Origin of the sequence: Thermogemmatispora tikiterensis (genome assembly GCF_003268475.1) — a bacterium.
Lineage (GTDB): Bacteria > Chloroflexota > Ktedonobacteria > Ktedonobacterales > Ktedonobacteraceae > Thermogemmatispora > Thermogemmatispora tikiterensis.
Map to the genome: position 1 here is coordinate 4,107,958 of NZ_MCIF01000002.1, position 16,434 is coordinate 4,124,391.

Annotated in this window: 11 protein-coding genes; 7 read left to right on the forward strand and 4 right to left on the reverse strand. The window is 61.4% G+C overall.

Going from position 1 to position 16,434, the window contains the following annotated elements; genetic code table 11:
- Positions 1 to 47 precede the first annotated feature (47 nt).
- Both A4R35_RS16425 and A4R35_RS16430 read left to right on the forward strand, forming a co-directional pair.
- Positions 48 to 2,315, forward strand: a complete 2,268-nt coding sequence (locus A4R35_RS16425) for a protease pro-enzyme activation domain-containing protein (protein WP_223258368.1) — start codon at positions 48 to 50, stop codon at positions 2,313 to 2,315.
- A gap of 286 nt (positions 2,316 to 2,601) precedes the next feature.
- Positions 2,602 to 3,705, forward strand: a complete 1,104-nt coding sequence (locus tag A4R35_RS16430; protein ID WP_189361930.1) for a phospholipase D-like domain-containing protein — start codon at positions 2,602 to 2,604, stop codon at positions 3,703 to 3,705.
- Between the two features lie 470 nt (positions 3,706 to 4,175).
- Here the strand turns inward: A4R35_RS16430 and A4R35_RS16435 are convergent, their stop codons facing one another.
- Complete coding sequence (locus A4R35_RS16435) at positions 4,176 to 4,583, reverse strand: zinc-ribbon domain containing protein (protein WP_223258369.1); 408 nt, start codon at positions 4,581 to 4,583, stop codon at positions 4,176 to 4,178.
- Positions 4,584 to 5,484: 901 nt separating this feature from the next.
- Here A4R35_RS16435 and A4R35_RS16440 point away from each other — a divergent pair.
- Together A4R35_RS16440 and A4R35_RS16445 are read left to right on the forward strand one after the other, a co-directional pair.
- Positions 5,485 to 6,978, forward strand: coding sequence for a hypothetical protein (locus tag A4R35_RS16440; protein ID WP_189361932.1), 1,494 nt, complete (start codon positions 5,485 to 5,487; stop codon positions 6,976 to 6,978).
- Positions 6,979 to 7,419: 441 nt separating this feature from the next.
- The gene (locus A4R35_RS16445; protein ID WP_112431232.1) at positions 7,420 to 9,957 is read left to right on the forward strand and encodes a DNA polymerase domain-containing protein; all 2,538 of its coding nucleotides are present in this window, start codon (positions 7,420 to 7,422) and stop codon (positions 9,955 to 9,957) included.
- Between the two features lie 202 nt (positions 9,958 to 10,159).
- On the opposite strand, the gene A4R35_RS16450 is transcribed toward A4R35_RS16445, so the two are convergent.
- Positions 10,160 to 11,368, reverse strand: coding sequence for a helix-turn-helix domain-containing protein (locus tag A4R35_RS16450; protein ID WP_112431234.1), 1,209 nt, complete (start codon positions 11,366 to 11,368; stop codon positions 10,160 to 10,162).
- Positions 11,369 to 11,589: 221 nt separating this feature from the next.
- Here A4R35_RS16450 and A4R35_RS16455 point away from each other — a divergent pair, with 221 nt between their 5' ends.
- The gene (locus A4R35_RS16455; protein WP_112431236.1) at positions 11,590 to 11,808 is read left to right on the forward strand and encodes a hypothetical protein; all 219 of its coding nucleotides are present in this window, start codon (positions 11,590 to 11,592) and stop codon (positions 11,806 to 11,808) included.
- Positions 11,809 to 12,156: 348 nt separating this feature from the next.
- Here the strand turns inward: A4R35_RS16455 and A4R35_RS23940 are convergent, their stop codons facing one another.
- Positions 12,157 to 12,417 carry a hypothetical protein gene (locus tag A4R35_RS23940; protein ID WP_146747242.1) on the reverse strand — a complete coding sequence of 87 codons (261 nt, stop codon included), beginning with the start codon at positions 12,415 to 12,417 and terminating at the stop codon, positions 12,157 to 12,159.
- A gap of 190 nt (positions 12,418 to 12,607) precedes the next feature.
- Here A4R35_RS23940 and A4R35_RS16465 point away from each other — a divergent pair, with 190 nt between their 5' ends.
- Entirely contained in the window at positions 12,608 to 13,330 is a 723-nt protein-coding gene (locus A4R35_RS16465; protein WP_112431240.1) for a dienelactone hydrolase family protein, read from the forward strand.
- A gap of 83 nt (positions 13,331 to 13,413) precedes the next feature.
- Positions 13,414 to 14,631: an acyl-CoA dehydrogenase family protein gene (locus A4R35_RS16470; RefSeq protein ID WP_112431242.1), complete on the forward strand. Its 1,218-nt coding sequence runs from the start codon at positions 13,414 to 13,416 to the stop codon at positions 14,629 to 14,631.
- A 67-nt stretch (positions 14,632 to 14,698) separates the two neighbouring features.
- Here A4R35_RS16470 and A4R35_RS16475 read toward each other — a convergent pair whose 3' ends face one another.
- Positions 14,699 to 16,075 (reverse strand): hypothetical protein, encoded by a 1,377-nt coding sequence (locus A4R35_RS16475; RefSeq protein WP_112431244.1) that lies wholly within the window; start codon positions 16,073 to 16,075, stop codon positions 14,699 to 14,701.
- Positions 16,076 to 16,434 lie beyond the last annotated feature (359 nt).

Sequence of the window (16,434 nt, forward strand, 5' to 3'; positions counted from 1 at the left end):
AGTCTAGCGGTACACAGTCGTACCGATCTTACAAGCTAGAGGTGCCGATGAACATCGCAACATTCTTCCGATCTGCGCGCCGCCTTGCCATTCTCCTGCTTGCGCTCAGCGCCAGCGGCGTGGCGGCTCTGCTCCTTCTGATGGTGCCATCCGCTGCCTATGCCCAGCTACATGGAGAGGCTCCGACCAATCGGAGCTTGATCCGTGGGCACATGGTCCCGCTGCTAAGGAATCACAAGCCACTCCACAGTGAGAGTGCCAACCGCACCCTTCAGCTTTCGATCGCGCTCCAGCTACGCAACGAAGCCCAACTCGATGCCCTGCTCGCGGCGCAGAATGACCCGCAGTCCCCGCTTTACCACCACTACCTGACGCCGCAGCAGTTCACTGAGCAATTCGGGCCAACGCCCGAGACTGTCAACCGCGTGGTGGCCTACCTGCGGTCCCAGGGTTTGCGTGTCAACGGTGTCTCGCCCAACCGTACACTGATCAGCGCCAGCGGTAGTGTGTCCCAGATTGAGCAGGCCTTTGCCATCACGCTGGCCGATTATCAGGTGGGCAATCGCACCGTCTACGCCCCGACCAACGAGCCATCTGTGCCGGCGCAGCTAGGCGGCCTGATTCTCAACATTGCTGGCCTCGATAACGTTGCCCACTATCATCCCCTGGGCCTGCAGCGTCTCAGCCGCAGTCAGGTGCCTCACACCGGTCCTGGCGGTGGCTACACGCCGAGCGAGCTGCGCACCGCTTATGACATGAACTCGCTCATCAACGGGGGAAGCAACGGGAGTGGCCAGACCGTAGCCATCTTTGAGCTGGACGGTTACCGGGCCGCTGATGTCAACGCCTACCTGAGCTATTATGGCCTCGGATCAGCGAAATATTCCAATGTGCTGGTCGATGGGGCGACCAACACCGCTGGCTCGGGGGCGATCGAGGTCGAGCTGGATATGGAAGTCGTCTCGGCGATCGCGCCTGGAGCGAACCAGAAAATCTATATTGGACCCAACACGAACACTGGAGTCAACGACACCTATAACCGCATTGTGACCGACAACCTGGCTAAGGTTGTCAGCATCAGCTGGGGCGAGTGTGAAGCGGCGGCGGGCACCTCAGAGCTGGCCACGCTTGACAACATCTTCAAGCAGGGGGCGGCCCAGGGCCAGGCCTTCTTCGCGGCCTCCGGCGACTCGGGCGCCTACGACTGTGATAACAACAGCCTGGCCGTGGACTCGCCCGCCGATGATCCCTATGTAGTGGGCGTTGGTGGTACGCATCTGGTCACTGGAAGTGGTGGCACCTACAGCAGCGAGTCGGCCTGGTCGAATCCTAACGACACGCAGCGCAGCCCACATGGCTCGGGTGGCGGTGGTGGCATCAGCTCCTACTTCGCCCGTCCTTCCTATCAGACCGGCCCGAATCTGACCAATGCCAATCGCATGGTGCCGGATGTCTCGGCTGACGCTGATCCGGCCACGGGCTACTCAGTCTACTGCACGGTCACTGCGGCAGGCTGCGCCAGCTCCGGCTGGCTGACTGTCGGCGGTACGAGTGCTGCCGCGCCGCTGTGGGCCGGTGTGGCGGCTGATGTCAATCAATACCTGACTTCGCAGGGCAAAGCCACCCTCGGCTCGGCCAGCGCTACCATCTACCGCCTCTACAATACGACCCAGACCTATAGCGCCTACCACGATATCACCAGCGGTAATAACCTCTACTACTCGGCCACCACCGGCTACGATCTGGCAACCGGCATTGGCTCGCCCGATGTCTGGAACTTTGCCCGTGATGTCGCTGGCACCTCCGGCGGTGGTGGCGGTGGTGGCGGCGGTACCACCACGCAGCTACTAAGCAATCCCGGCTTCGAGAGCGGCAGCGCCCCCTGGCAGGAATCTTCCTCCGGAGGCTATGAGATCGTCGACCCTACGAATCCTCATACGGGCAGCTACAGCGCCTACCTCTGCGGCTATAACGGCTGTAATGATCAGATCTGGCAGACGGTCACCCTGCCCAGCACCACGACCAAGGTGGTTCTGAGCTACTGGCTCTACATCAGCACGCAGGAGTCGGGCAGTACCTGCTACGACTACTTCTACGCGCGCATTCGTACCTCCAGTGGCTCGACGATCACGACCGTGCAAACCAGGTGTAACGCCAATGCCTCGGGCTGGACGCAGTACACCTTTGATCTGACCTCGGCGCTGAGCAGCTACTACGGGCAACAGATTCAAGTCTACTTCCAGGGGACGACCGATTCGTCACTGGTCACCAACTTCTTTGTCGACGACGTTGCCTTGAACGATACCCATTCCTAAGCGAGCCTCCTGATCGGTAGTGGTGGCTCATCACGAGCCTGCCTCCAATCCATTCGGCGAGGGCGGAGCAATGGCGCTCCGCCCTCGTTTCATGGCTGGGCTGGTGGGTGTAGCCGATGATGATCGCTGTGGGCCATCCATCTCTGCTCTGGCCTTGGGATGGTCAACTATACTGGCTGTAGTTCATCTAGCTGGTGCGCCGCTGCTGGGCGGGCGATCAGCCAACCCAGTCACGCAGGCCATAGCGACGGTCACACACCCATCCCTGAAGCCAGGAGGCATGGCAATGTCGCATCTTGAGAGCAGAGGCCGGCAATGGCTGCCGGCCATTCTCTTCTCGCTCACGCTCTCGGTTCTCCTCCAGCCGCTACTGTCGCCGGGCGCGGGAGCAACAGCCCTGATGGCGAGTCAGTCGCCTGCCGTCCACCTCTCCTCTCTTCCGGTTGCTGTTGCGCCCGGTCCTGGGGTCAAGGGGGTTCAGATCTTTGTCGAGCCGCAAGCTGGCGAGCAGGTTATTCTGCAGGCTATCTCTGAGGCTCAGCGCTCGCTGGCTGTTGAGATCTACCTGCTCACCGACCGCAGCGTCATTCAGGCCCTTGAGAGAGCGGCCAGGCGAGGCCTGACGGTCCGCGTGATGCTAGAGCCTCATCCCTACGGTGGAGGCTCTCCCGATGGAACCATGCAGCAACTGCGCGCTGCTGGCGTTGAGGCGCGCTATGCGAATCCTGCTTTCCCGCTCACCCATGCGAAACTGATGATTGTGGACGGAGAGCGCGCCTATATCATGACCGGCAACTTCACGCGGGCGGCCCTGGGAGGAAATCGCAATGTTGCCAACCGCGAGTATGGCATTATCGATCCCTGGCCCAAGGACGTGAGCAACCTGGAGGCGCTCTTTGAGGCCGACTGGCAGCGCACGGCCAGCGGCTCCCTGATCGACGATGCCAACCTCGTTATTAGCCCGGGCAACGCGCGGACCTCGCTGCAAGGACTGATTGGCGAGGCGCAACAGACATTGCTCGTTGAAGAGGAAGAGATGCGGGATCAGCAGATCGAGGCTGCTCTGGTCGCGGCGGAGCGGAGGGGTGTGAGAGTGCAAGTTGTTTTGCCGGCCCCGCGCGGAGGGAATGATCCCAATGCCGAGGGCATTGCCAGGCTGCTGCAGGGGGGAGTAGCGGTACGCGAGGATGACCAGCTCTATATGCATGCCAAAATGCTCGTTGTAGACGGGCGAGAGGCCTTTGTCGGCTCGGAAAACTGCTCTCCGCCGGGCCTGGAGAGCAATCGCGAGGTGGGCATCCTGGTGGCCGATGGGAAGGTGCTGGCGACATTACAGACGACCTTTCAGGCCGACTGGAGTGCATCGCAGGTTGTCTCCAGATTGTCTTAGAGAGCGTCTGGAGAGCGGCCAACGTTGGGATGTCTCTGGCCGCCTCGGCTCGGCTCGGCTCGGCTTTGCTCAGTGGAGGTAGCCAGCCAGTCGGCCAGCTATTAGATTGTCCGGGTCGCCCAGGAAAGAAGCGGCTGCCGTCATGCCAGTAAGTGACGCAACCTTTCCTTGCGGACGCGAGCCGGCCAGGGGCTGTGCCAGGACAGGGATTGAGGCCAGGCGGCAGCCTGGGCAGCCTGGGCGAAAAGCGAGGGCAGGACAGAGGTCAACTCCCTCTGTCCTGCCTCCTGAGTTCTGCTGTGAGCGGATCAACCAGCTGTGTAGGATAGCTCGTTCCTGCCTGCTGTGGAGGTTGAGGGACTGCTGGTGACGGGCGGAGCCAGGCGGCGCCAAGAGGCGCTAGAGCAAATGCCGGCTGTCGCCAAAGAGACAGGACCTCAGCCAGACAGCGAGAAAGGCGGGAGCGTTAGCTACCAGCGGCGCCCACCGCGGCGCTCACGCCCGCGTCCGTGGCCTCCCTCATAGCTGCCCGAGTAGCTATAGCTCCGGCTTTCATCGCGACGCCCGCCACGGGAGGAGCGAACCTCCTGGTAACAATCGCTGCAGTAGACGGGACGATCCTCGCGGGGGAGGAAAGGTACGGTCGTTTGACGTCCACAGTTGGAGCAGACAGCCTCGTACTGCTCCCGAGAGGAACGGGGCGAAGACTGACTTCGGGAGCCGTTGCGGCGGGCGGCGCGGCAGTCAGGGCAGCGCGCCGGGGGATTGGTTAACCCCTTGCTGGCGAAGAAGGCCTGCTCGCCGGCAGAGAAGACAAAGTCCTGACCACAATCACGGCAGGTAAGAACACGATCCTGGTAATCCTCGTAAGACATCATGGGTAAAAAAACCTCTTCTGTACTCTGTGTTCGCTCCTCTGAACACACTGGGCTGAATGAACCGACTGTTACGGTCCGGCTGCAGTTATTATTCGCCTGGTTCCCGCCAGAAGGTCTGCCTGTGGTGATCTCTTATGGGGAAGTCCTGAGCGGCAGGTGAGGAGCACCTGAGCTGCTACTGAAGGATTGTTAGATCCCCGATCACACTCACATTATACCACGCCCATCCTAAAATACAATCAGCCAGGGCGTTAACTTTTCATGAATTTCGAGATTGGCCTGGTGGTGCTCAGGCACACAAGGTTAGCCTGGACGAACCTGTTCCCCCTGGATAGATGGAAAAACAGGTTTCCTCTCCGACTCTGCTCTCGATTGATCAACCGTTTTGTAGGCGCGCCGCTGGGTGATCAATCCGATGCCCCGGTCCTCCCCTATCACCGCCATCAGGCCCGGCCTCTGCTGGCATGCGCTCCTGCGCTCGCGTTGCCAGGAGGCAGCTCTCTTTACACGTTCAAGTTGCGGTTCCTTTACAGGAAATTTTTCCCTGGTACTGCTTTCCTGAAAAAACGAGGGGAGAGGTTAAGATTTCTTAACTCTGTACCGGTACTTTTTTATTAGCTTCGGATTGATAGATGCATATAGATCGTATCACCTGCTCTATGCTTGTATAGGGCTAGCTGAACAGGAACCAGACTGTGTCGTAGTGCTCTCTGCCGGCTCGGGGTGGGGTTGTGAAAGGTGGGAGGCCAGTGGTTGAACAGGGGGCGGCGGAGTGCGCTGCAGTGAAGGTTCTCGTTGTTCTTACCTTTTGTGTATTTACCTACCAGGTGTCTCGTATGACACTGGCGATATCCGCTGAGGGGCGGCATCATCCTGTGGAAAGGAAAGGTAACCAGCTACTATGTCCCGGAAGCAAGCACCGTTATCGATGTACGAGGGATCACGGAGAGCACGTCGCCGCTGGCCGATTCTGGTGGGGGTCAGCATTCCCTTGCTCCTGCTGCTGATTGCGGCGGGGGTTGTGGTGCTGCCACACCTGACCTCGCGGGCGGCTGACGACAATACCGATTGTTCGCTCATCGTGCCGCCTAATCCACTGAGCGCCCAGGGGCTGGCGACGCCCTACCAACTGGTTGCCACCAATCCCGCCAATGGGCCATGTCATGAAGCCAACCCGGCGCAGGCGGCCTTTGTCCAGGGGGCCGTTCTGGACCCCCGTACTGGGCAGATCTCTATCTATAATCCGCTTGTTGTCGACCAGGGCACGCAGCCGGCGATCCAGCCGACCCCGCCCAAGCTGCCACAGGGGGCGGTGGTTGCGCTCTGGTTCGGCTTCAATGGCAACAATCTGACCCTGGTTGATAACAACGGCAGCCTGAGGCAGGGGCGCTGTGTCAACGGAGTCAACGGTAGTATCTTTGGCCAGTTTGCTTACTGTAACGCCCCGGCCTTCTTCGCCGCTGCCAATTATGCGATCCGCAGTGGACGGCTGAAGGTTCCTCCGATTGGTACAGCCAAAGACGGCCAGCCCTGTCCGACGACGCGCGATTTCAGCCTGGTCGATCAGGATCAGAGCGACAATGTGGTGACTGAGTATTTGGTGACCGCTGATGGGCGCATTGCTCAGATGACTGCCGCCAATGCGGCGGCCCTGCAGGGAGCGCAGGTGCAAACCAACGGCAGCGATGAGCGGCTGCTATCGATTGGCCTTGACAGCGCTCTCGGTTGCACCCCCTGGATGGCGCCCGATCTGGCTGATCCTGGCCATACGGTTGCTGCTTTGCCGCTCAACGAGCTGCAGGCGGCCCTCTATCAGAAACAACCTGTGGCTCTGGTGCCCGCCGGTGATCCGATGGTGCTTAACAACGGCCAGCCCGATCTGCGCAAGCTGAATGCCTATCGCGTTGGGGTGGACCAGGCTCCTGTGGGTTCACTCAATCAGGCCAGCACGACTACCTACTGTCAGAATCTGGTCAATGTGGCGCCGGCGCGCCTGAAACTGGATCAGCAATTTACCCAGGCCAGTCCTTCGCCCGATGCGGGAGCGGCCAATTCGCTCTTCACCTTCCTGGCCCAGCGCTTTGTGACTACCTATCAGGAGCTGAACTGTCAGGCGCTGATTAACCTGCCCGATCCGATTACGGTGACGACCGATGCCAATGGCGTGGCGGTGGATGCCACCATTAATGTCCCCAATGGGGGCGGCAATGGTGGGGATAACGGCAACGGCAATGGCCAGGGAACAACCGTGAATTGCTCGGTCAATGGTCGCGTCATTCAGGGCTGCTCTGGCACGGTGACGATCAATGGCGCTCCGTGTACGTTGGCGCTGGATCAGGCCAACCATCAGGTGGTCATCCAGTGTACGCGCCGGGGCACGGTCCAGCCACAGTAGCCTCAGGCTGCGCTGTGACTTAAAGCAGATTTCACCAGCCATAGTGGGCAGACCGCCTTTGGGGGTGGAGGTCAAGCCAGCAGCTCAGCTCTGTAGATGACCTGCGCTGGTCTGGTGGCTTTGGGCTGGAAGGTAAGCAGATTTCTTACTCCTTTCACTGGTTTCTCGGCGGTCTGCCTCCCTCTCCACTGCCGGAGTAGAAGTTTACTCACACCTGCTGTGAGCCTTCTGCTCCGGCTACCCTGCCCTTCTCCTCTCTTCTCCCGTCAGTATCTCGCCTGGCGTCTCTCGGGCTTGCTTCTCTCAAGCGAGCTGCCTGCCAGAGAGTTGACAAAACGTCTGGTCTCTTGCGCGCTGACGCCTGGACGTGTTAAGCTTAGAACAAAAGTTAAAGGCTTTCTACTGGACTCTCGCCAGCGAGTGGTGGGAGGAGCAACGGCTATGGCTCCTGTTGAGAGTGCTGTCGGCAATAGTCCGGCGGCCTTGCTCTGTTCGCAAGAGCAAGAAGATGCGTACCTCTTTGGCTGGAATCCAACGCCAGGTATCGTTTCGGTCTGGGCGAATCGCCAGGGTGAGGCGGTGGTCTGGCGTCGCGAAGGCGAGCGCGTTCACTGTTCGCATGAGCGTTTCTGGCCGTGGGTGCTGGCGACCTCTCTGACGGACCTGACCGCCGTGGGTGGGCGTTTGTGCCGGGTCGCAGTGCTACCTCCACCGCTGTCGGAGGCGTCACCAGGGCTGATCTACTATCGCGAGCTGGATGGGCCGGAGGGAACGTATCGTTTCCTGCTGTTCTGCGCTGATCAGAGCCGTCTGGAGCGCATGCTGCTGCGGGGGGCGGCGCGTCGTCTGGGGCGACGGCTGGCGTCGCTTGCTGAGCTGGAGGATTACTACGCGGTCGGGCCGGTAGAGCAGTATTTGATGCAGACAGGCCAGGTCTATTTTCGTGACCTGGCCTATGAACATCTCCATCGCTTACAGTTGGATTTGGAGACCACGGCGCTTGATCCTCATCGAGGACGCATTTTCCTGGCGGCAGTGCGCGATAGTCGCGGCCTGGCGACAACGCTAGAGGCGCCGCGTGAGGAGGATGAGCCTCGTCTGATTCGCGATCTGTGTGACTTGATCTGCCAGCGCGATCCTGATGTGATTGAGAATCATAATCTGTTTGGCTTTGATCTGCCGTTCTTAGAGGAGCGAGCGCGGGTGCTGGGAGTGCCTCTGATGCTTGGGCGCCAGGGCGCGCCGGAGGCAGCGCGCCGGCTGCGTCGCTATCAGGAGACGCTGGCGATTGGGCCGGAGGCGCGTCGGCGCCTGCGCTATAGTGTGGCGGGCCGTGAGCTGGTTGATACGCTCGATGCCGTGCGTCGCCATGATTTTGTGGTGCGCGATATGCCGAGCTATGCCTTGAAAGATGTGGCGCGCTATTTCGGTATTGCCTCGGCGGAGCGCACCTACATTGCCGGGATGGATATTGTAGAGACCTATCGGCGTGATCCTGAGCGGGTGCGTCGCTATGCGTTGGATGATGTGGAGGAGGTGGATGGTCTGTCGCGTCGCCTGCTGGGGGCCCCTTTCGCCTTGGCGAGTATGGCGCCACGCCGCTACGAGCGCCTGGTCTCGGCGGGGCCGGCGATGGGCGTGCTGGAGCCAATTCTGGTGCGCAGCTACCTGCGCGCCGGGGCGGCGCTGCCGCGCCCTTCAGAGCAGGAGGCCGGGAGTGATGGCCTGTACGAGGGGGGAGCGGTGCATCTCTTTGCCACGGGCGTGGCTGAGCATGTGGTCAAGGCGGATGTGGCTTCGCTCTATCCTTCGCTGATGCGCACCTTTGCTATCGGTCCGCGCTGCGATCGCCTGGGGGTGCTCTTGAGTATCCTGGGACGTCTGACAGATCTACGCCTGCAACATAAGGAGGCGGCCCGTCAGGCTCCGCCAGGCTCGATCGAGGCCAATCATCATGCCGCGACTCAGGCGGCGATGAAGATCCTGATCAATGCGGCCTACGGCTATATGGGGGCGGGCAAGATGGCGCTCTTCGCCGATGCTCAGGCCGCGGCTGAGGTGACGCGCCGTGGGCGGGCGATTCTGGATCAGGTGGTGGAAGCGTTGCGAAGGCGCGGGCTGGCTTTGATTGAGGCCGATACCGATGGCGTCTATTTCGCGGTTCCGCCCGAGTGGAGCGAAGAGCAAGAGCGGGCCCTGGTGACCGAGATCGGGGCAGGCTTACCGTCGGGCATTCGCCTGGAGTACGAGGGGCGCTATCGGGCGATGTTCAGCCACGAGGTGAAGAATTATGCCCTGCTGACCTACGATGGCCGCTTGATCGTCCACGGGGTGGCCCTCCGCTCTAGCCGCGCGGAGCCGTTCGGTGAGCGCTTCTTGCGGCGTGCTCTGCTGGCAACGATGCTGGGGAGGGTCCATGAGGTGCGGACCGCCTATCTGGAGACGGTCGAGGCGCTGCGCGCGCGGGCGCTGCCGGCGGCAGATGTGGCGACCCAGGTGCGCTTGACGAAGACGCCTGAGACGTATTTTGCTTCGCGCCAGTCCCATCAGGAGCCGGCCTATGAAGCGCTGATCAAGGCGGGCCGGCGCCAGTGGTTCCCGGGCGAGCGCGTGCGCTTCTACCGGACCGCTGAGAAGCAGTATGTCTGGCTGCCCGATGAGAACACGGAGGAGGTGCCCGCTGGTCAGGAATGGTTGGCGCTGGCGCCGACCTCGGCTGAGGGGGAGACGCCGCTGACGACAATGGAGCGCGTGCGCCAGAGCAGTAAGGAGCTGGCTGAGCGCCGCGACTACGATGTCGAGTACTATATCCGCTTGCTGACCAGCTCCTACGCCGCGCGCCTGCGTAAGGCGTTTGCGCCCGAGGATTTCGAAGCACTCTTTCGTGAGGACCGTCAGCTCTCGCTGTTCGCCGAGACGAAGCCGCTGGAGCAGATTCAACCGCGCTGGATTCGCTGTCAGCTGCCACGGTCTGACTAAGCGGAAGCTGAGAGGGCTGATGAGACGCGACAAGAAAGAGACGGCATCTCGCTCAGCCTGGTGCCATCCTGGCCCTGACGGCGGGAAGAATTCGCTCCTGGCAGGGCCTCGCCTGTGGCTCCGTCCTGTCCAGGCTGGCTTGCCAACGAGCTGACAGGCGAGGCGAGGCGAGGCGAGGCGAGGCGAGCTGATCTATACTGGCCTACTGGGATGCCTGACTGCGAGCTTGCTCTAGCTGCTCCAGCAGCTCCTGACGGAAGGCTCGCACGATGACCAGGTCGCCATAGCCAGCGCGCTCGATCTCACTCAGCAGCTCATAGCCTTTGGCGAGGCGGTGAGGCGATTGCCAGCCGGTGACAGCCTGCAGAAAGGCTCGGGCTTCTTCGAGGCTGGCTTCAATTTCGCGCAGCCGCAGAAGGGCCTGGGCCCGGTAAAGATGGAGACGATAATCAAGCCAGAGGTTCCTGTCAAGGGAGATTTGCCGGCGTAGTTCTTCGTATCTCTCCAGCACTTTCTGCGGCTGGTTGGTGTAGAGGTAGCCGCGGCAGCGCAGGAGGAAGATGCCGCTGAGCTTGTGAAAGACGAAGTCGGTCCCGTCACCGTAGGCACCTTTGAGCGGCTCGGCCAGGGCAATGGCGTGCTCGATGGTACGCTCAAAGCGCAGCGCGTCCCCAGCGATGGCGTACATCTGACTGAGGTAGGCGCTGGTGAAAGCCGCTAGCGGCCTGCTGATCTTGAGGGCGAGGTCGCGCGCCTCCTCCAGTGCATTGATGGCCTCGCTGCGGCGCCCGATACGCTTAAGCTCTACACCTAGCTTTTGCAGGGCGTGAGCCGTCAGCACCGGGTCCTCAGCCTGCCGCGCCGCAGTAAGCATCTCTGCAAAGCTGCTGCGGGCGCGCTCATAGCGACGATGCTCGTAGTGCATGAGGCCAACGAGGCTGTAGTACTCAATGACCAGCTTCTGCAGGCGACGCTCTAGACGCAGGGGTGGGGGCAGCTCGCTACGACTGGCCTCTAGAAAGCGCCCGAGACGCTGCACTTGCTGCTCTACTTCCGTGAGGGGAGCCAGGCGCCTCATGGCCAGCGTCTGACTGAGCAGGGCCTCGGCTACAGAGAGGCTCTCTTCAAAAAGATGGTTTTTGCTGGGGAGGGAGTCCTGGGGATTGAAGGGATCATAGGAGGATAGCCCGAATTCCCACGGAGGGATCTCCAGCAGCTCGCAGAGACGACGAAGGGTGTTCGGGTCGGCAATGCGTTTCTTGCCATATTCAATGGCCTGCACATAGCGCCAGTCGACGCCCACTCCTCCGCGAGCCCGTGGCCAGCGTTCCGCCAGTTCTTGCTGCGTCAGGCCGCGTCGCTCGCGATAGTGCCTGATGGTTTTGCCGTAATGGTAGCCACCCGCGCTCATGCCGGTCTCCTTTCTTCTCTTCTGCTCGCTTGACCAGATAGCAGGTTTGTTGTTCCCCAGGGGCCTTCTCCGTACTAACTAGTCTGTTTGTATGCAAAGATGTAAAGGGATTCTATGCTTCTGTATAGAAGCCATCGCATGCTCCGATGAGGATTGTAGCATAGTTGGCGATGATAGGAAAGTTATGCTTTCTGTGGGCATCTTGTGTAACAGGAGGCAAAATGATGTATGAGAGCGAGATCGCACGGCTCAGAAAGCGCCTGGAGGACGAGTATGAGGCCGCTCGTCGCGGCCTGACGGGCCTGGCTGCAGGGGCAGCCCAGCATCGCTTTATTACAGCCCGTATTCGCAACATGGAGCGCTGCCACAAGCGCCTGGCCCAACTGGTTGGCGAGGAGCGTGCGACGGCGATCGCTCTGGAGGTCTGGCGGGCCAGATAGAACTCCCAGAGCTGACCCTTGCTCAGAAGTCCCCGCCTCGATGCTCTCGCTGTCCATTCCTCTATTTCACCGATTCCATGATTATTGCCAGGTCTCGCGCTGCTGATCAACAGAGGGGATCACCTGCTTCACACGGCTCGCCATCAGGGGACAGGAAAGAGGACGGACGCTGTCGGGGCGGTGATCCCCGCTCACTTCCGGCCATCTCCAGCGGTGAAAAGCCTGCAGGCTCCCCAGGCCAGCTGACTCATTTGGGCAGCCGTTGCTGAGAGATCGGCGGGCGACCGCAGAAGGAGCCAGAGCAGGATGGGCCCAGGGCAGCCTGGCCTGGCTCCTGCACAGCCCAATCTACACCTGCTTCCCGGCCCCCTCTTCTTGACGCTGACTCCTCCGGCTGATCCCTGTAGCCTGGACAGACCGCTCGCCAGCGGCATGCTGGCAGAAGGCCGGCTCCGGTTGGACGATACCCTTCCGATCGCTCTCCGGGCCTTGTGCCTGGTGAGTGATCATCGGCGCTCTGATCAGCAGCCGATTGCGGGCCGTGGCCAGGCAGCTTGCGCTGATCAGCCTGGCTGCTACCTCCTCGCGCAACCATGCAGATCGGATCATAACGCTGTTCCCCTGGTTTCTCTCCGCCAGCCCGGCATTGGTTGCTGCCTTCCCTTCATGCCTGCTCCCCTGCGGCTGCTCATGCCTGAGCTGGCGACAACCGAGCGAGCTTAACTTGAAGCCGGTCGGCAGGAAGAGGCTATAATTGGAGCAGGCAAAGAACTATGCGGCCATACAAAGGAGACCCCAGATGGCTCAACCTGTGACGCAGATGGTCACATTCCCTTCGGAAGGGCGAGATCTCGCCGCCTTTCTGGCGCTGCCAGGAGGTAGCGACCAGGAAGAGAGAGCGTATCCCGGCGTAGTGGTCATCCACGAGATCTATGGTCTCAACGATAACATCAAAGACATCGCTCTGCGCCTGGCTGCCGAGGGCTACGCAGCTCTGGCTGTCGACCTCTTCTCGGCAGGAAACCGCACCGTCTGCATGTTCCGTATGATGAGCGGCCTCATCCTCAATTCGCTCAATCATCGCGGTGTGCGCGACCTGCGGCATGCCCTCGATTTCCTGGCGCAGCAGCCGGCGGTCGATGGTCAGCGGCTGGGAGCCATTGGCTTCTGTATGGGGGGGAGTCTGGTCATCGCCTGGGCCTGTACCGACAGCCGCCTGCGGGCGATCGCCCCCTTCTACGGCATGAATCCGCGCCCCCTGGAAGCCGTCAGGCGCGCCTGTCCAGTGGTTGGCTCCTATCCCGAGCAAGACTTCACGGCGGCGGCTGGTCGCAAGCTCGACGAGGTCCTCGATCGCTACCAGATCCCGCACGATATCAAGATCTATCCAGGAGCCAAACACTCCTTCTTCAACGATCGTGGTTCCAACTATCACCCCGCCGCTGCGCAAGACTCCTGGCAGCGCGTACTGAGCTTCTTCCGCGAGCATGTCCTGGCGCCTCGTTCCCAGGCGCTCCAGTGAGTGGGCCAAACGGAATTGAGGCATAGGCTTGCGCATGGCATTGCGAGGTATGTTCCGTCCCCCAATAAGGAGAGCAAGAAGCAATGGATTTCACCTATTCGGAGAGAGTCAACGAGCTGCGACAGCGTCTCCTTGACTTCATGGAGCGCTATATTTATCCCAACCAGGAGACCTACCGGCAACAGATTGCGGCCTCTGGCAATCCTCATCACCACGCCGAGATCGTTGATGAACTCAAGCAAAAAGCCAAAGCTGAGGGCCTCTGGAACCTCTTCATGACCGATCCGCGCTACGGGCCGGGCCTGAGTAACCTGGAATATGCTCCACTGGCCGAGATCATGGGACGCGTCAGTTGGGCCTCGGAGGTCTTCAACTGCGCTGCGCCCGATACCGGTAACATGGAGATCCTGGCCGAATTCGGCACACCGGAGCAGAAGGAGCAATGGCTCAAACCGTTGCTAGAGGGTGAGATTCGCTCGGCTTTCGCCATGACCGAGCCGGATGTGGCCAGCTCGGACGCCACCAATATTCAATTGACCATTGAGCGTCAGGGAGACGAATACGTCCTTAACGGGCGCAAATGGTGGATCTCGGGGGCGGCGCGCCCGCGCTGCAAGATCTTCATCGTCATGGGCAAGACCGACCCTCATCACCCCGACCGTCACCGCCAGCAGAGCATGATTCTCGTGCCGCGCGACACGCCAGGCGTCACCATTGTACGCAGCCTGCCGGTGATGGGCTATCTCGATAACGAGAGCCACTGCGAGGTCCGCTTTGAGAATGTACGCGTGCCAGCGAGCAACCTGCTTGGCGAAGAGGGCAGCGGCTTCGCCATTGCCCAGGCGCGCCTGGGGCCGGGCCGCATCCACCACTGCATGCGAGCCATTGGAGCGGCCCAGTATGCCCTGGAACTGATGTGCCGCCGGGCCCAGGCGCGGGTCGCCTTTGGCAAGCCGCTGGCGGAGCAGGGCGTCATTCAGGAATGGATTGCCCAGTCGCACCTGGAGATTGAACAGGCGCGCCTGCTGACGCTCAAGGCTGCCTGGATGATGGATACCCTGGGCAAGAAAGCGGCGCAGAAAGAGATCGCCATGATCAAGATTGTCGCGCCCACTGTCATGACCAACGTTGTAAATCGGGCAATCCAGGTTTTTGGTGCAGCGGGCCTCTGCGATGACTTCCCGCTGGCCTCGATGTGGGCCCACGGACGTACCCTGCACATCGTCGATGGCCCCGATGAAGTGCACAAGCGCTCGCTGGCGCGTCTGCTCCTGCGCGAGCAGCGCCTTCCGCAGGCGTAGCCGAGCGGACTGGAGGCGGCTGCGGCCACGACCTTCACCAGTGCTGAGACCGGCACCTTCGCCGGTCTCAGCTTGCCTGCCCGCTTTGGCGGGCGGTGCTGGTGCTGGTACTGGTACTGGTACTGGTACTGGCAGCGGAGACCGAGGCGGCGCTGGCCAGGCCGACACTGAGCAGGTCCTGGAGCTCATTCCAGGCATAGGCCAGGGGGGCCTGACGATAGCCTGCCTCGCCGCGTCCCACCTGGATACTGAGGCTACCGATGGTCGCCTTCCAGGTGCGTCGCCCCGTCCGGCGCACAAGCTGCTTGTGGGCGGCATATTTGAGATAGTGGCGGGCAAGCCGGCGCACGCTGTGGGCCTTGAGCAGACGCCGATCGACCTGCCTGCCGGCCCGCTTCAGCTGCAGCGCCTGGCGGTTGATGGCCGAGACCAGCTCCTCCAGGGTGAAAGAAGCACGCCCCTCCTTGCTGCGCTGGACGAGGAAGCCGCTGGCGAGCTGGGTGCAGGTGAAGTGCGCGCTCAGCAGCCAGGCGCGGCGGATACGCTCGTGCAGCTCGCGCTGTGGGAGCTGTGGGGCGCGCTCGATGCTCGGGGCCAGGCTAACAAAGACGCGCTTGCGACGTCGTACGGTCATAAAATCATACATGATAGCAATAGGCACCACGCGAGTTTCGGGCGGCCCCCCGCGCAGGAGGCGATGGGGGGCTGCGGTAATTGGACCAACACGGCCATCAGGCGAGAGCTGACCCTCCGGCGCTCCCCAGAGCGAACCGCCACGGGCGAGCCAGGCTGAAAGAACGGTAAGCTGCTGCCTCAGTTCTTCCAGCACCCGGTTCTTGACGCGTAGATAGACCTCTGGCTGGAAGATTTCGGCTCCGCTCAGGTGGCGCAGAATGGTTCGATAATGCCAGGAGAGGAGGCGCGATAAGGGTGCGGAGGCCAGGCGCTGTGCCTGCTCGCCAACGCTGTGCGCCCACTGCTGCAAGAAGGCAGGGCTGAGCATCTCGCCCGCCGGGCGATCTCCCTCGCTCTGAAGGGCATTGCGCAGCCAAAGTTCGATTGGGCGCAGGTGAATGTTTTCAATCGGACGCAGACCGATGAAACGCAGGAGGCCCCCCAGCGACAACAGCCCCAGCAGGCGCGAGAGCCAGCCCGGCTCTGGAACGATGCGGCTGAGAAAGCGTGGCGCAAAGGCGTCGCTGCGGATGGCAAAGAGCACATCGTGGGTGACGGCCCGCCAGCTCCAGCGTGCCAGGATGGTGGGGACCTCGATCATCGGGTCGACGTCGCGTTTGTGGGCCATTGCAAAGTAGACAGGCCCACGTGCAGGTAGGTGCTCCAGGCCGTGAAATTCGATCTTGTGGAAGAGCCGGACACCTATCCAGAGGATGCCTGCGATCAAAACCCGGCTGCAGGCGGCAAGCACTGCTGCAAGATGTCTCATGATGACTCCTTGCTTCACCAGCTAGCTGGCGGAGTTGGTTGATGTCGCAGGATGGGCTATCTGGCTGTGAGTGTGCTGTGGTGGTTCACTGCACGGCGCCGGGCCGCGTGCCTGCAGAGATCAGGCATTTGCGCGCTTTCAAGCGCTTCTTCCTTCAGGATAGCCGATGCAGACGAACAGCGTCAACCTTGGCCACAGATGCGCTGCTGCTTATGGGGCAGCGCAGGGCAATACCAAAGGCTGCAGGCGTCCGATGCAGATGACCTCGCCAGAGGTGGAGTGGGGATGATCAGGGCCTGGAAGGGCAGGTATCACCAGGGACTGAGGCCGCTGGTACCTGCCCGTGGCGCTGGTATCTA

What these genes read in the sequence shown, in the direction of transcription:
- A4R35_RS16425 (WP_223258368.1), top strand. Translation starts at nt 48, where the DNA reads ATGAACATCGCAACATTCTTCCGATCTGCGCGCCGCCTTGCCATTCTC.
- A4R35_RS16430 (WP_189361930.1), top strand. Translation starts at nt 2,602, where the DNA reads ATGTCGCATCTTGAGAGCAGAGGCCGGCAATGGCTGCCGGCCATTCTC.
- A4R35_RS16435 (WP_223258369.1), bottom strand. Translation starts at nt 4,583, where the DNA reads ATGATGTCTTACGAGGATTACCAGGATCGTGTTCTTACCTGCCGTGAT.
- A4R35_RS16440 (WP_189361932.1), top strand. Translation starts at nt 5,485, where the DNA reads ATGTCCCGGAAGCAAGCACCGTTATCGATGTACGAGGGATCACGGAGA.
- A4R35_RS16445 (WP_112431232.1), top strand. Translation starts at nt 7,420, where the DNA reads ATGGCTCCTGTTGAGAGTGCTGTCGGCAATAGTCCGGCGGCCTTGCTC.
- A4R35_RS16450 (WP_112431234.1), bottom strand. Translation starts at nt 11,368, where the DNA reads ATGAGCGCGGGTGGCTACCATTACGGCAAAACCATCAGGCACTATCGC.
- A4R35_RS16455 (WP_112431236.1), top strand. Translation starts at nt 11,590, where the DNA reads ATGATGTATGAGAGCGAGATCGCACGGCTCAGAAAGCGCCTGGAGGAC.
- A4R35_RS23940 (WP_146747242.1), bottom strand. Translation starts at nt 12,417, where the DNA reads ATGATCCGATCTGCATGGTTGCGCGAGGAGGTAGCAGCCAGGCTGATC.
- A4R35_RS16465 (WP_112431240.1), top strand. Translation starts at nt 12,608, where the DNA reads ATGGCTCAACCTGTGACGCAGATGGTCACATTCCCTTCGGAAGGGCGA.
- A4R35_RS16470 (WP_112431242.1), top strand. Translation starts at nt 13,414, where the DNA reads ATGGATTTCACCTATTCGGAGAGAGTCAACGAGCTGCGACAGCGTCTC.
- A4R35_RS16475 (WP_112431244.1), bottom strand. Translation starts at nt 16,075, where the DNA reads ATGAGACATCTTGCAGCAGTGCTTGCCGCCTGCAGCCGGGTTTTGATC.